The organism is Nocardiopsis sp. NRRL B-16309, from assembly GCF_001279585.1.
Lineage (GTDB): Bacteria > Actinomycetota > Actinomycetes > Streptosporangiales > Streptosporangiaceae > Nocardiopsis.
In genome coordinates this window covers 29,208-42,757 of record NZ_LGEC01000076.1, presented here as the reverse complement: position 1 = coordinate 42,757, position 13,550 = coordinate 29,208, and the positions used below count along the sequence as shown (strand labels likewise).

At 71.2% G+C, this 13,550-nt stretch carries 11 protein-coding genes; 4 read left to right on the top strand and 7 right to left on the bottom strand.

Going from position 1 to position 13,550, the window contains the following annotated elements; genetic code table 11:
- Positions 1-46: 46 nt before the first annotated feature.
- From ADL05_RS15815 to ADL05_RS15795, 5 genes are all read right to left on the bottom strand, one after another.
- Entirely contained in the window at positions 47-1,186 is a 1,140-nt protein-coding gene (locus ADL05_RS15815; protein ID WP_053617739.1) for a PLP-dependent cysteine synthase family protein, read from the bottom strand.
- Positions 1,187-1,238: 52 nt separating this feature from the next.
- Positions 1,239-1,565 carry a M48 family metallopeptidase gene (locus tag ADL05_RS15810; RefSeq protein WP_053617738.1) on the bottom strand — a complete coding sequence of 109 codons (327 nt, stop codon included), beginning with the start codon at positions 1,563-1,565 and terminating at the stop codon, positions 1,239-1,241.
- 203 nt (positions 1,566-1,768) lie between these two features.
- Positions 1,769-2,293 (bottom strand): carbonic anhydrase, encoded by a 525-nt coding sequence (locus ADL05_RS15805; RefSeq protein WP_053617737.1) that lies wholly within the window; start codon positions 2,291-2,293, stop codon positions 1,769-1,771.
- 82 nt (positions 2,294-2,375) lie between these two features.
- On the bottom strand, positions 2,376-4,862 hold the full coding sequence (locus ADL05_RS15800) for a DNA topoisomerase (ATP-hydrolyzing) subunit A (RefSeq protein WP_053617736.1): 2,487 nt from the start codon (positions 4,860-4,862) through the stop codon (positions 2,376-2,378).
- Between the two features lie 180 nt (positions 4,863-5,042).
- Entirely contained in the window at positions 5,043-7,877 is a 2,835-nt protein-coding gene (locus ADL05_RS15795; protein WP_053617735.1) for a glycosyl hydrolase, read from the bottom strand.
- Between the two features lie 230 nt (positions 7,878-8,107).
- Between ADL05_RS15795 and ADL05_RS15790 the strand changes: the two genes are divergently transcribed.
- From ADL05_RS15790 to ADL05_RS15780, 3 genes are all read left to right on the top strand, one after another.
- Positions 8,108-10,231: an ATP-dependent DNA helicase RecQ gene (locus ADL05_RS15790; protein WP_053617734.1), complete on the top strand. Its 2,124-nt coding sequence runs from the start codon at positions 8,108-8,110 to the stop codon at positions 10,229-10,231.
- A 491-nt stretch (positions 10,232-10,722) separates the two neighbouring features.
- The gene (locus ADL05_RS15785) at positions 10,723-11,178 is read left to right on the top strand and encodes a hypothetical protein (protein WP_053617733.1); all 456 of its coding nucleotides are present in this window, start codon (positions 10,723-10,725) and stop codon (positions 11,176-11,178) included.
- Entirely contained in the window at positions 11,178-11,675 is a 498-nt protein-coding gene (locus tag ADL05_RS15780) for an ATP-binding protein (RefSeq protein ID WP_053617732.1), read from the top strand. The genes ADL05_RS15785 and ADL05_RS15780 overlap by 1 nt, the downstream gene beginning before the upstream one ends.
- Positions 11,676-11,743: 68 nt before the next feature.
- On the opposite strand, the gene ADL05_RS15775 is transcribed toward ADL05_RS15780, so the two are convergent.
- Positions 11,744-12,229: a hypothetical protein gene (locus ADL05_RS15775; RefSeq protein ID WP_053617731.1), complete on the bottom strand. Its 486-nt coding sequence runs from the start codon at positions 12,227-12,229 to the stop codon at positions 11,744-11,746.
- A gap of 222 nt (positions 12,230-12,451) precedes the next feature.
- Entirely contained in the window at positions 12,452-12,874 is a 423-nt protein-coding gene (locus ADL05_RS15770) for an ATP-binding protein (protein WP_231640767.1), read from the bottom strand.
- Positions 12,875-13,334: 460 nt separating this feature from the next.
- On the opposite strand from ADL05_RS15770, the gene ADL05_RS29760 reads away from it, so the two are divergent.
- The gene (locus ADL05_RS29760; protein ID WP_082376451.1) at positions 13,335-13,511 is read left to right on the top strand and encodes a DUF397 domain-containing protein; all 177 of its coding nucleotides are present in this window, start codon (positions 13,335-13,337) and stop codon (positions 13,509-13,511) included.
- Positions 13,512-13,550: the final 39 nt, after the last annotated feature.

Here is a 13,550-nt window from a genome sequence, read left to right as displayed (position 1 = left end):
CCGTTCGCGGGGCCCGGCCGGAGCACCCGGCCGGGCCCCGCGCGTGTCAGGGGCCGGGCGGGTGCCACAAGCCGTCGGCGAGCAGGCGGTCGATCGCGTCCCGGTAGGGGGCGGGGTCCAGCCCCTTGTCGGCCACCCAGGCGTCGTCGTAGTAGCTGTGCTGGTACCGTTCGCCGCCGTCGCAGATCAGGGTGACCACGCTGCCCCTGCGGCCCTCGTTGAGCATCCTGGCGACGAGGTGCCACACGCCCCAGAGGTTCGTCCCGGTCGAGCCGCCCGCGGACAGCCCGGTGCGGTCGGCCAGGTGGCGCATGGCGGCGATGCTCGCGGCGTCGGGCACCGGCATCATCAGGTCGATGACCGACGGCACGAAGCTGGGCTCCATGCGCGGTCGGCCGATGCCCTCGATGCGTGAGGGCATGCCGGTGGCGTAGTCGGACGCGCCGGTCACCCAGCCCGGGAAGAACGCGGAGTTCTCCGGGTCCACGACCGCCAGCCGGGTGCGCAGGCGCCGGTAGCGCAGGTAGCGGCCGATGGTGGCGGACGTACCGCCGGTCCCCGCGCCGACCACGATCCAGTCGGGACACGGGTAGCGCTCCATGTCGAGCTGCTCGAAGATCGACTCGGCGATGTTGTTGTTGCCGCGCCAGTCGGTGGCACGCTCGGCGTAGGTGAACTGGTCCATGTAGTGGCCGCCGGTCTCGGCGGCCAGCCGCTCGGCCTCGGAGTACATCGCGGGCGGAGAGTCCACGAAGTGGCACCGGCCGCCGTGGCGCTCGATGAGGGCGATCTTCTCCGGGCTCGTCCTGCGCGGCATCACCGCGATGAACTCCAGCCCGATGAGCTGGGCGAAGTAGGCCTCGGAGACCGCGGTCGACCCCGAGCTGGCCTCCACGATGGTGGTGTCCTGGGTGATCCACCCGTTGGCCAGCCCGTACAGGAACAGCGACCGCGCCAGACGGTGCTTGAGGCTGCCGGTGGGGTGCACCGACTCGTCCTTGAGGTACAGGTCGATGCCCCACTCCGGCGGCAGGGGGAAGACGTGCAGGTGCGTGTCGGCCGACCGGTTGGCGTCCGCGACGACCTTGCGGACCGCTTCGTCGGCCCACGAGCGGGCGCTGGCGCTGCACCGGTCCACCCAGACGTCGTCGGAGGGCTCGGGGCTGTCAGGTGGTTCGGGTGGCATGTGCGCCAGCGTAGCCGCTCACCTGGGGCGCGGCCCCTCCCCGTCGCCCGCCCTAGTCGAGGGAACCGCCCGACATCACCGCGTGCATCCGTCGGTAGGTGGACGCCTCGTCGTGCCGGTTCTGCCGCTCCAGCGTGCGCGCCAGCGCGATGTGGGCCCAGTTGTCCACCGGGTCCAGCTCGATGATGCGGCGGAACGTCCGCTCGGCCTTGTTGAGCTGCGCCGAATGGAAGTACGACAGGCCCAGCAGTTCCAGCAGGGAGCGGCTCTCGGGCTCGTCCTCGACGATGGGTTCGAGCGTGCGCGCGGCGTAGATGGGGTCGCCCAGCTCCAAGAACATACGGGCCCGGTTGAAGGTTTCGTAGGTGCTCTCTTCCACGGTGCTCCTCTCGACGGCGCCGGCCGTCCCGGATCACAACGGCCACGGGGATGGCCGCATTCCCAGAGGGACTGGGAGGGGCGGGCGCGCGGTGCGGCATCGCGCCGCGCCGCCGCCCTCACAGAAGAGATCCCCGATCACGGGAGCCACGACACCCGCCGGAGCGGATCCCGTGGTGGAGGAGTGCCCGGTACCGGCCCCGGTCAGGCGTCCACCGGTGCGATACGGCCGGTGTCGACGTCGTAGACCGCGCCCGCCACCGGCAGGCCCGCGGGCAGCAGCGGGTGGTGGCGGATGCGCTCCAGGTCGTGCCTGAGCGCGCCCAGCTGGTCGCTGTTGGTGTGGAACTCCAGGCTGCGGGTGTCCACGCCGTACTCCTCCTGGATGAGGTCGTGCACGACGTCGTCGCTGTCCACGGAGGCCATCTTGCAGCGCGTGTGCGGCAGGACCAGCACGCGCTCCACACCGAGCAGGTACACGGCCAGGACCAGGGTGCGCAGCGTGTCGTCGGTGACGCGGGCGCCCGCGTTGCGCAGGATCTTGGCGTCGCCGGGCTTGAGACCGAGCATGTCCAGCGGCTCGATCCTGGAGTCCATGCAGGTCACCAGGGCCAGACCACGGGCGGCCAGCGGCTTGAGGCCGCTCAGGGAGAACTGGGCGGCGTAGTCGTCGTTGGCGGCGAAGACGTCCGCGAAGTCGTCGTGGCCTGGCGTGCTGTGCGCACTCATGGGTGGTCGCTCCCTCATCCTCGTTCCCGGCTGTGCCGTGCACATGGAACCAGGTCCGTGTGCACGGCACGTTTCGGGGTGCTCAGGTACCCGACCCCGGAGCGGTGATACCGGAGTCGGTCTGTCCACTGCCCACTGTAGTAATCGCACGTGGGAGCGCGTCGCCCGACCCGTCCCGACGCTCGGTCAGGTCCGGCAGGCGCACCGGCTTGCCGTCCGCGCGCGAGGCCCGCGCCGGGGCGCGGCCCACCCAGGCGAACAGCAGCGTGTCCTCGCCCTTGAGGAAGCGGTGGCAGCGCACACCACCGGTGGCCCGGCCCTTGACCGGATAGGCCTCGAACGGCGTGACCTTGGCCGATCCGGCCTGGGTGCCCTCCAGTGCGGTGGACTCCCCGGCGACGGTGACCACCACCGAGTCCTCGGGCAGCGGGACCGCGCCGAACCACAGCACGTGCGCGCCCTCGGCCAACCGGATGCCGGCCACGCCCCCGGCGGGACGGCCCTGCGGGCGCACGGCCGTGGCGGAGAAGCGCAGCAGCTGCGCCTCGGAGGTGACGAAGGCGAGGTCCTCCTCGCCGGTGGAGAGCTGGGTGACGCCGACGACGCGGTCGTCGTCCTTGAGCGTGATGACCTCGAAGTCGTCCTTGTTGGGCGGGTAGTCCGGGGCGACCCGCTTGACCACGCCGGCCCTGGTGCCCACGGCGAAGCCCGCGCCGGAGGAATCCATCGCGACCACCGAGACCACGCGTTCGTCCTCGTCGAGCTGGACGAACTCCGACACGTGCAGCCCCGCGGCCAGGGGCGGCCGCTCGGTGCCGTCGTCGGGCAGCTCCGGCAGCTCCACGACCGGGACGCGGATCATCCGGCCCAGATCGGTGACCAGGCCGATGTCCGAGCGCGAGGTGGTGGGCACGGTCACCGTCACCGCGTCGTGCTTGGTCCGCAGGCCCTCGTACACGCGGGGCACGGTCGCGCCCTTGCTGCGGCCGATGTTGCCCTCCACGCCGAACACCACGTGGCAGGGCTGGTCGGCCATCTCCAGGGGGATGACCGCGCTGCGCGCGGCGCCGTCGCTCTCCCGCAGCTGGGTGCGGCGGGGGGTGGCGTACTCCTTGGAGACCTCGCCCAGCTCCTTGGAGACCAGGCGGCGCAGCTTCTTGTCCGACTCCAGGATCGAGGTGAGCTCGTCGATCTCCTTGTTGAGCTTGTCGCGCTCGGTCTCCAGCTCCAGCCGGTCGTAGCGCGTCAGGCGGCGCAGCGGGGTGTCCAGGATGTAGCGCGCCTGGATCTCGGAGAGGTCGAAGGCGCCCATCAGGGACTCGCGGGCGGCGGCGGTGTCGTCGGCCTCGCGGATCAGGGCGATCACGCGGTCGATGTTGAGCAGCGCGACCATGAGGCCGTCGACCAGGTGCAGGCGCTCCTGGCGCTTGGTGCGGCGGTGCTCGCTGCGCCGGCGGACCACGTCCAGGCGGTGGTTGACGTAGACCTCGAGGAGTTCGCGCAGGCCCAGGGTCTGGGGCTGGCCGTCGACGAGGGCGACGTTGTTGATGCCGAAGGACTCCTCCATCGGCGTGAGCCGGTAGAGCTCCTCCAGCACGGCCTCGGGGTTGAAGCCGTTCTTGAGTTCGATGACCAGGCGCAGCCCCTGGTTGCGGTCGGTGAGGTCCTTGAGGTCCGAGATGCCCTGGAGCTTCTTGGACTGCACCAGTTCCTTGATCCGGCTGACGACCTTCTCCGGCCCCACGTTGTAGGGGAGCTCGGTGACGACCAGGCCGGTGCGGCGGGCCGAGACCTTCGTGATGGAGACGGTGGCCCGTGTCTTGAAGGTGCCCCGGCCGCGCTGGTAGGCGTCGCGGACGCCGTCCAGGCCGACGATCGTGCCGCCGGTGGGCAGGTCGGGCCCGGGGACGAACTCGGTGAGCTCCTCCAGCGTGGCGTCCGGGTGCGCGATCAGGTGCCGCGCCGCCGCGATGACCTCGCCCAGGTTGTGCGGGGCCATGTTGGTGGCCATGCCGACCGCGATCCCGGAGGAGCCGTTGACCAGCAGGTTGGGGAAGGCCGCGGGCAGGACCTCGGGCTCGGTCTCCTGGCCGTCGTAGTTCGGCTTGAAGTCGACGACGTTCTCGTCGATCGACGAGACCAGGAGTTCGGCGGGGCGTTCGAGCCTGGCCTCCGTGTACCGCATGGCCGCGGGGGCGTCGTCGCCGCCCAGGGACCCGAAGTTGCCGTGCCCGTCGACGAGGGGGACGCGCATCGCGAACGACTGGCTCAGCCGCACCAGGGCGTCGTAGATCGCGCTGTCGCCGTGGGGGTGCAGGCGTCCCATCACCTCCCCGACCACGCGGGCGCACTTGACGTGGCCGCGGTCGGGCCGCAGCCCCATCTCGTTCATCTGGTACAGGATGCGCCGCTGGACCGGTTTCATACCGTCGCGCGCGTCGGGCAGCGCGCGTTGGTAGATGACCGAGTAGGCGTACTCCAAGAAGCTGCCGCGCATCTCCTCGGAGACGTCGATGTCGATGATCTTCTCGGCGAGATCCTCGGGGGGACGGGAAGTAGTACGGGCCATGTCCGTCATTGTGGCCTGTGCCAGGGACTGAATCGTACCGGGGCGCGTGTTCCGGGCCGTGTGAGTCGTGCGTCGAGGCGTATTCGTGACCGCCGGGGCGGGCGCGGCCCCCGCCCCCGGAGAGGGGAGGGGGCCACGCCTTCGTCGCGGGGTCCGGGCCGGTGCGACCCGGTTCCGGCGTCAGTCGGTGAAGGGGATCGTGAGGGTGGCGCCTCCCTCGGCCCCGGCCCTGACCACGGAGGGCTCGTCGCCCAGGGCGCTCCACAGTTCGACGCGGACGGACCCGCCGTCCATGTCGCCGAGGGAGCCCTCGTCGCCCGCCAGGCCCTGGCCGTGCGTGTACTCCTCCCAGCCGTCCAGGTCGTTGGTGGCGAAGTAGCGGTAGGTCTCGACGCGGTCGTCCGTGCCGTCGCCGTCCAGGTCGTAGGACACCCGGGCCTGGACCGCGTTGCCGATGCCGGTGCCGGAGTCCACGGGCAGGGAGAAGGCGGTGGAGCCGCCCGTGTGCGAGCCGGTCAGCCCGTCGGCGGTGAGGACGACGCGCTCCTGCGGGGGCTGTCCGTCCTGGTTGGCGCCTCCGGCGGAGGCCACGGTGATGTCCTGGGCCGAGGCGTCCGGCGAGCCGGAGAGGCCGGTCGGGGTGAGGTGGAAGGTGCCGTCGCCCACGTTGCCGTCACCGGGGTCCGGGTCGCCGGGGTCGTCCGGGTCGTCGGGGTCTCCTCCGCCGCCCTCACCGGTGGTGGAGGCGAGGGAGCGGGGCTCGACGGACAGTTCGACGCCGTCGGAGAAGGTGACGGTGATCGGCTCTCCGCCGGGATTGAACGCCGTGTGGGTGCGCTCACCGCCGTTGTCGAAGACCGCGTAGTGCGCGGTGTCGGCGGTCACCGAGACGTCCACGGTGCCGACCTCGGCGAGCGTGGACACCCACTGGTAGGTGTGCGGCTTGGACTCGCCCGCCTCGGGCTCGTAGTCCGCCCACTGCTGCTCGAAGTGCTCCAGGGCCCGGGGGCCGTCGGACAGGGCCAGGTGGGCCCAGTGCACGTCCCGCCAGATCTCGGGCTCGCGGCCGAGCCGGTCCACCAGCGACTGGTGCAGCCGTCCCGCGTGGTCGGGGTCGTATCCGAGGTAGAGCGAGCCGGCGGTGATGGGCAGGTAGTTGATGCCGTAGTGCTCCTCGTCACCGCCGTCCCACCAGATCCGGTAGTCGGCGCCGTCGCCCCACACCATGGCGGCGATGTCGTGCGCGTAGTCGTCGGGGAAGGCGTCCCCGCCGTGGTTCTGCCAGTAGCGCGACACCGTCGAGGCCTGCGTGGTGTGCAGGTACACGCCCAGGTCGCGGATCTCCTCGTCGCCGGTCAGCGAGCCGAACAGCGCGGTGGCGGCGGCGAAGTGCATGCCCTCGGAGGAGGACTCCTGGTTGTTCCCGGCGGCGAACCCGGCGTGCCCGGAGGCCCAGCCGTGTCCGGCGTAGGGCGAGAAGGAGCGCAGCCGCGGGAACATGTCGCTGTCGGGGGCGGTCTCGGCGACGTCGCGGATGAGCAGGCGGACCATGCCGCCCCAGGCGTCCTCGGCGGCCCAGCCGCTGTCGTAGCGGGCGACGACGGCCGCGGCGGAGACGAAGTAGCCGTAGTGGAAGTCGTGGTCGTTGAGCTCGGTCGCGGCACCGAAGGAGTCCGGGTAGCCGAGCATGGTGCCCCACCGGTCGTCGTAGTGGAAGCCGCGGTCCCCACCGGGGGACAGCCAGGCCTCCAGACGACCCTTGACCAGGGCCAGGAGTGCGTCGCGCGCCTCGGTGTGGCCGATCGAGTCGGCGATGGGCACGAGCTGGGCCAGCCTGCCCAGGGCCTTGCCGTCCCAGTAGGTGTCGCCGGGGGAGGGGAAGTGCTCCTCCTCGGCCACGACCGCGTCGATGAGCGCGCGCATCCGGTCGTGGTCGGCGGAGTCCACGGTGGGCAGGCTGGGCAGGACGCCCTGGGTGGTGAGCTCGGTGGTGAAGGACGCGCCCTCCACGACACGCATCTCGCCTCGCGGCGAGGCGTAGGCCAGGTCGGTGACCGGTGTGGTGGCCGCGTGCCACTGGTGGGGGTAGAGGGCCGTGAGCGTGCCGTCCTCGGTGCCCTCGCGGGGCTCGGTCTCCAGCCGGTAGGTGCTGGTGAGGGTGGCGTCGGCCTCCGAGTAGTCGTACTCCACACGCGAGTCGGTGACGAAGGAGTAGGCGTAGGGCGCGAAGGTGTCCAGGTCGGACCGCGAGGGCAGCACCGCGACGGAGTAGTAGCCGTCGGCGCCGGTCGCGGCGGTGAAGGTGTCGCCCGAGCGGGTCCAGGCGGTGTCGGAGGGCGCGAAGAGGGCGTAGTGGCGACCGTCCACGCTGGCGCCGACCACGGACCCGTCCTCGTGCCAGACGTCCGGGGACCCGGAGAAGGTGACCTGGGCGTCGCCGCCCGCGGTGTCGGCGTAGGCGAAGGGCAGGCCTTGGCCGATGGTCACGTCCAGGGAGCGCCCGCCGCCCTCCCAGCTGGGCGTGACGGTCCAGTCGCCGTTGCCGGCGACGCGGGCGTCGGGGGAGTCCAGGCCCTGGACGCCCATGGTCAGGTCGGCGACGGCCGGGTACTCGTACTTGAGCCCGTCGCCGACGATCCGGTGGTCCTCGGTGTAGCCGACCTCCAGGCCGCCGGCACGGGCGTGGAAGGCGAGGGGATGGGCGAACAGGTTCTCGCCGTAGGGGTTGTCCGGGTAGCGCTGGAAGATCAGCGACGACCACCACTCGTTGGTGGGCGCGGGGCCGTCGAACTCGGGGGTGACCTTGGGGGCGACCGGACTGCCGTTGAGGTCCGAGGCACCCGGTGCTCCCGCGGGCAGGCCCTGCGTGTAGCCGCCGGAGCCGACGGGGACCTCGTCGGCGGCGGCGGAGGGTGGCAGGGCCGTGGTGCCCGCGGCGCAGACCAGCGCGGCCACGGCCGCGAGGAGGCCGACGCGCGCCGTGGGGCGCGCTGTGGGGGGACGGGAGGCGTACATGCTGCTCCTTGTGGGAGGCGCTTCGGTGTGTTGCCGCGCCGAGGCTTGGGAGCGCTCCCAAGCCCCGGTCACTGTTAAGAGTGTTATCTATTTCACATCGCGGCGCAATCCGGGGGGCACGACACGTTACCGGCTTGTTGTCATTGCGCGGTTACTTTGGGTACCCGGTTCCGCGAACGGGCCTGTGGACGGCGGCCCGCGGCGCCCCCGGCTCTGATACCAAGAGAGGCATGGCCTCCATCCCGCCTCTGCGCGAACGCGCCGAGCACCACCTGCGTGCCCTGGCCGGGGACTCCGCCCGGCTCCGTGACGACCAGTGGACCGCCATCCACGCGCTGGTCGCCGAGCACCGCCGTGCCCTGGTCGTCCAGCGCACCGGCTGGGGCAAGTCCGCCGTCTACTTCGTGGCCACAGCGCTGCGCCGCGCCGAGGGCGCCGGGCCCACGGTCATCGTCTCCCCGCTGCTGGCCCTGATGCGCAACCAGATCGCCGCCGCCGAACGCGCCGGCATCCACGCGCGCACCATCAACAGCTCCAACACCACCGCCTGGGAGGCCACCTACGCCGACGTGGCCGCCGGCCAGGTGGACGTGCTCCTCGTGAGCCCGGAACGCCTCAACAACCCGGAGTTCCGCGACCGCGTCCTGCCCAGGCTCGCCGCCGGAGCGGGCCTGGTCGTCATCGACGAGGCGCACTGCGTCTCCGACTGGGGGCACGACTTCCGGCCCGACTACCGGCGCATCCGCTCGCTCCTGCACGAGCTGCCCGACGGCATCCCGGTCCTGGCCACCACCGCCACCGCCAACGAGCGCGTCACCCGCGACGTCGCCGAGCAGCTCCAGTCCGGCGGCGGCGAGACGCTGGTCCTGCGCGGCCCGCTGGAACGGGAGAGCCTGCGGCTGGCCGTCGCGGACCTGCCCGACCCCACCGCCCGGCTCAGCTGGCTGGCCGAGCAGCTGCCGCGCATCGAGGGCTCGGGCATCGTCTACACCCTCACCGTCAGCGCCGCGCTGGAGACCGCGCGCTTCCTCGCCGAACAGGGCATGGAGGTGCGCGCCTACACCGGGCAGACCGACCCGGAGGAACGCCGCGACGCCGAGGACGCCCTGCTGGGCAACCGGGTCAAGGCCCTGGTGGCCACCAGCGCGCTCGGGATGGGCTTCGACAAACCCGACCTCGGCTTCGTCATCCACCTGGGCGCGCCGCAGTCGCCCATCTCCTACTACCAGCAGGTGGGCCGCGCGGGCCGCGGTGTGAGCCGGGCCGAGGCGGTCCTGCTGCCGGGGCGGGAGGACACCCAGATCTGGGCGTACTTCGCGGGACTCTCGTTCCCGCCGGAGGCGACCGTGCGGCAGACGCTGGAGGTGCTGGACGCCGAGGGCGGCCCGCTGTCCACCGCCGCCCTGGAGACCCGGGTCGACCTGCGCCGCACCCGCCTGGAACAGATGCTCAAGGTGCTGGACGTGGACGGCGCCGTCCAGCGGGTGCGCGGCGGCTGGACGTCCACGGGGCGCCCGTGGTCCTACGACGCCGACCGCTACGCGGCCGTGGCCGAGGCCCGGGAGCGCGAACAGCGCGCCATGCTCGACTACATCGCCACCGACACCTGCCGGATGGAGTTCCTCCGCCGACAGCTGGACGATCCCCAGGCCGAGCCCTGCGGGCGCTGCGACGTGTGCACGGGGGAGTTCTGGCCCACCGAGGTCGACCCCGGCCACCGCCAGGCCGCCGCCGCGCACCTGGACCGCCCCGGCACTCCCATCACGCCCCGGCGCCAGTGGCCGAGCGGGATGGACACGCTGGACGTGCCGCTCTCCGGCAAGATCAAGGAGGACCTGCGGGCCTCGGAGGGGCGCGCGCTGGCCCGCTTCACCGACGTGGGCTGGGGCAACGAGCTGCGCCGCCGCCTGGCCGAGGACGCACCGGACGAACCCGTCGATGAGCGCATGCTCCAGGCCGTGGTGCGGGTCCTGGCCACCTGGGGCTGGGAGCGCAGGCCCGTCGGCGTGGTGGCGATGCCGTCCACGACCCGGCCCAAGCTGATCACGGACCTGGCCGCCCGGCTGTCCGAGCTCGGCCGCCTGGAGCCAGTGGGCACGCTGGACTACCGCGTCCCGCCGGGACCGCGGCGGCACAACAGCGCGATGCGCCTGGGACAGGTGTACTCCGCGCTGACCATCACCGACGAGCTGAAGGAGCGCCTGGCCGACCTCCAGGGCCGGACGCCCGGACCGGTCCTGCTGGTGGACGACTACGCCGACACCGGGTGGAGCCTCACCGTGGGCACCGCCCTGCTGCGCAGAGCGGGCGCCCCGGAGGTGCTGCCGCTCACCCTCGCCACCAGCGGAGGCTGACCACGGTCACGTCAACCCTGCTCGACACCATCGAGGGTGTGCGGGTCGGTGGACCCGTTCCTGGTCGAACCCCTTGCCCGCATGGTGATCCGGCCGGGCCAACCGGTGGACGACCGCGCCATGTCGAACCGTTCCGCACGGTGCGCGAGCGGTCGACGCACGCGACCGGCGTCGACGCGCTGCCCGGACCCGGGGCCACCCCCGGGTCCGTTCTGGATGAGTCATTCCACGTGGTGCCGAGTCTGATTCCCTCTGGCCACAACGGAAGTCAAATCCGCCCAAATTCGGACGAATAAGAAACGCTCTCCGAACTGCGAATAGACCAGCTCCCCGAAAAAGAAGGAAATTACCTCTCGGTAGAGTCGTCTTCTGTCCTGAACATGCCCTAATCTTTTTGGCATACACAACCGAACAAGCGGAGGCCCCGCGACGCTTCCTTGCGTCCGAGGCCGTGGCCAGCAACGTTCCCCTTTAACCAAAGGATTGCCGACATGGGTCAGTGTAGCCATGCCGTTCTCAACTACGCCATCGCCCTCCTCCGGGCCCTGTTCACTCCCGCGCGCGGGCGCCACTCCGCCGCCGTGCGTCGGCGCCGTTCCACCCGGGCCCGCCGATACGCGCCCGTTCCGGACCCCGCGTTCACGCAGGTCAGCGCCCCCGTGGCACCGCGTCCGATCCCGCGTCCGGCGCCGCCCCGCCAGGACCTCCCCGCCGAAGACGTCGCCCTCGTGCGCGGCTACTACCGGGCCTTCGAGGACGAACGCGAGACAGCGCGCGTGCAGGCCGAAGCGCTCGCCCGCCTGGATCGCTGGACCAACCGCGTTCCCTCCGGTGACCTGCTGGCGCCCGCGCCAGCGCCCCGCGTACCCGCCGACGATCTGGGCGACCTCCGTGGTGCCACCCGCCACCCGGTCGACCGGCAGCGGGACCTGGCGGTGACGGCCTGATGACCGTACTCACCGCCGAACCGCGCCCGTCCGTCTTCTGGGAACACCGTTCCTACCCTGGCGATCTCGCCAACCTGCACCAGGTCCGCGCGGACCTCGCCACCGACCTGGCCGGATTCGACCCCGACCTGGTCGACACCCTCCAACTCGTCACCAGCGAGCTGTGGGCCAATGCCGTCAAGTACACCGACTCAGGCCAGGACGGCGGTGAAGTCATCCGCGCGCTGTCCATGCCCGACGACCGCACGTTGCGCGTTTCGCTGAGCGACTGCGGGGGGCGTGGCGGCATTCCCCGTATCCCCACCGAACGCACTCCGGATGAGTGGGAATGGTCGGAGTGTCGGCGCGGTCTGCTCCTGGTCGAGAGCCTGTCCACCGCCTGGGGGCACTTCCGCCTGGCCCCGTGGGCCGATCTGGGCACCCATGTCTGGGCCACCTTTGCCCTGGGTCCCGGACAGGTCCCGAAGAACCTGCGCTCCTACGTTTTCACCCGCTGAACGCCCGCGCGCCCGCCCTTTTCGGTTCTGGGGCGGGCGCGCGGGGCCCTACTCGCCGTACTCCGGAGTCAACCGGTTCGCGGCCGCGGCGTCGCCGCGAACTGCACAGCCGGGGCCTGCGTACCCTCCAAGTGCGCGGAAGCCTCACGTCGGCGGGCCAGCCGCTCCTCCCAGTAGCCGACCCGCATCCACGGCAGCACGTCCTCGCGCACACGCGGCGGCTTCGGGGCCGAAGGCCGCAGGTCGGTGACGCTCGCGAAGTAGTGGTCGAGTTGGCGCAGGGCCGTGCGGTTGATCCGGTAGGGGAGAGACACCAGGTGGCGGCTGCTCAGCCCTTGACGCTGGGCGGTGCCGACCCGTGCGGGGACCTCGTACCGCCACGTGTCCAGGTACGGGTACACACGGATCGCAGCGGCCACCGTGTCCCCGTCCACGACTCGCAGGTCCACCGCCCACGGCGACCCGTCGCTGGTGGTTTCCGCGACCGGGTCCAGTCCGATCTGTTCTGCGGCCTTCATGATGCGCAGGATCGTGCGCGCCGTTGCGGTGGCCATGTGTTCCTCCGTGGTCGTGGTGGGGCCGAGCCGGGGAGAGTTCGCCCGGCCCCAGGTGTGCGCGGGCCCACCGGGCCGTTCTCCGGGGCGGGGCCGCCCCCCGCTCTCCCTCCGGGAGTTGTGGTGTGGTGGCCCGGACCCCGCCGGTGAGGCGGCGGGCCGGGCAGGTGCGGCAGGCGAACCCCCAGGGCACGGTGGAGGGTGCGTGCCCGCCGCACCAGATCAGAGGAGTGTCGCCCGCTCGAAGAACGCCAACACCGTGGTGGGACCTCCGGCGCACCCGTCCCACTCCCAGTACAGGGCGGCGTCCTCGACCAAGCGGAGCCCGTTGCCACCGGGGCGGGTGGGGTCGAGGCGGGGAATCGTCGGGAAGGTGAGCGGCTGGTCGGGTCGGGGCCCGTTGTCGGTGACGGACAGGACCAGGTGCAGCGGCTTGTGCTCCAGCTCGACACGCACGGTGCCGCCAGGAAGCCCAGACGCGGAGTGAACCAGCGCGTTCGTCACCAGCTCGGAGGTGACCAGGGCGACCGGACGCGACAGCGACGGGACGCTGCGGGTGGCGCCGGCTGCCCACCGGCGGGCGGCGCCTACCTGCCGGAGGTCGGAGCCGAGCACCAGGCCGCTTTTGGTGGGGGTTCCGCACATTCGCCGAGGTAGATCGGCGGGCGGAGCGTTACACTTCATGACGTCTCACCTCGGATGCGTCGGGGTGTGGCCTTACGCCTCGGAGCCGCCGTCAACCGGCACCGGGGCGTCTTTTGTGTTCGGGTCCCGCGACCTGAGTGGCAGGGCAGGCCCAGGGATCACTACTATCCAGAACCAGCAACTGAATCCCTATAGCTACAAATGAACTGTCGGTTTAAGGAGAATCGGGTAGCGCCTGTTGTGATCTTGTAGTTGACTTGTCGTATGGCACAGAAGGTGTATAAGCAATGGGTTCCCTTCGGTTACGAGGTGCGACGAAACCGCTCTGAACTGGGGTTATCTCAACCCGAGCTGGGGAAACTCATCCGAGTCAGTGGTGGCATGGTCGGCCACATCGAAAGGGCCGTTCGCGTAGCGGGTCCATCGACCGCATCCGTGAAATCGGGAAGGACCTGGCGAAATGACTGAATTGAGCTGGCACAAGTCCAGCTACAGCGGTGGCAACGGCGGCGACTGTGTCGAGGTGGCCGAGGGCGCGGCCACTGCGGTTCGTGACACCCAGAACCGGGAGCTGGGGTACCTGACGTTCCCCGGCGGCGAGTGGACTGCCCTCCTGGGCATGCTCTCCACGGAGTAACCGCAGCACGAACGAGTCGGCCCCTGCCAGGCGACGTGG

Excerpts from the sequence above, each read along its gene's own strand:
- ADL05_RS15805 (WP_053617737.1), bottom strand. The coding sequence starts at position 2,293 with ATGAGTGCGCACAGCACGCCAGGCCACGACGACTTCGCGGACGTCTTC.
- ADL05_RS15775 (WP_053617731.1), bottom strand. The coding sequence starts at position 12,229 with ATGGCCACCGCAACGGCGCGCACGATCCTGCGCATCATGAAGGCCGCA.
- ADL05_RS15790 (WP_053617734.1), top strand. The coding sequence starts at position 8,108 with ATGGCCTCCATCCCGCCTCTGCGCGAACGCGCCGAGCACCACCTGCGT.
- ADL05_RS15770 (WP_231640767.1), bottom strand. The coding sequence starts at position 12,874 with ATGTGCGGAACCCCCACCAAAAGCGGCCTGGTGCTCGGCTCCGACCTC.
- ADL05_RS29760 (WP_082376451.1), top strand. The coding sequence starts at position 13,335 with ATGACTGAATTGAGCTGGCACAAGTCCAGCTACAGCGGTGGCAACGGC.
- ADL05_RS15795 (WP_053617735.1), bottom strand. The coding sequence starts at position 7,877 with ATGTACGCCTCCCGTCCCCCCACAGCGCGCCCCACGGCGCGCGTCGGC.
- ADL05_RS15800 (WP_053617736.1), bottom strand. The coding sequence starts at position 4,862 with ATGGCCCGTACTACTTCCCGTCCCCCCGAGGATCTCGCCGAGAAGATC.
- ADL05_RS15780 (WP_053617732.1), top strand. The coding sequence starts at position 11,178 with ATGACCGTACTCACCGCCGAACCGCGCCCGTCCGTCTTCTGGGAACAC.
- ADL05_RS15815 (WP_053617739.1), bottom strand. The coding sequence starts at position 1,186 with ATGCCACCCGAACCACCTGACAGCCCCGAGCCCTCCGACGACGTCTGG.
- ADL05_RS15785 (WP_053617733.1), top strand. The coding sequence starts at position 10,723 with ATGGGTCAGTGTAGCCATGCCGTTCTCAACTACGCCATCGCCCTCCTC.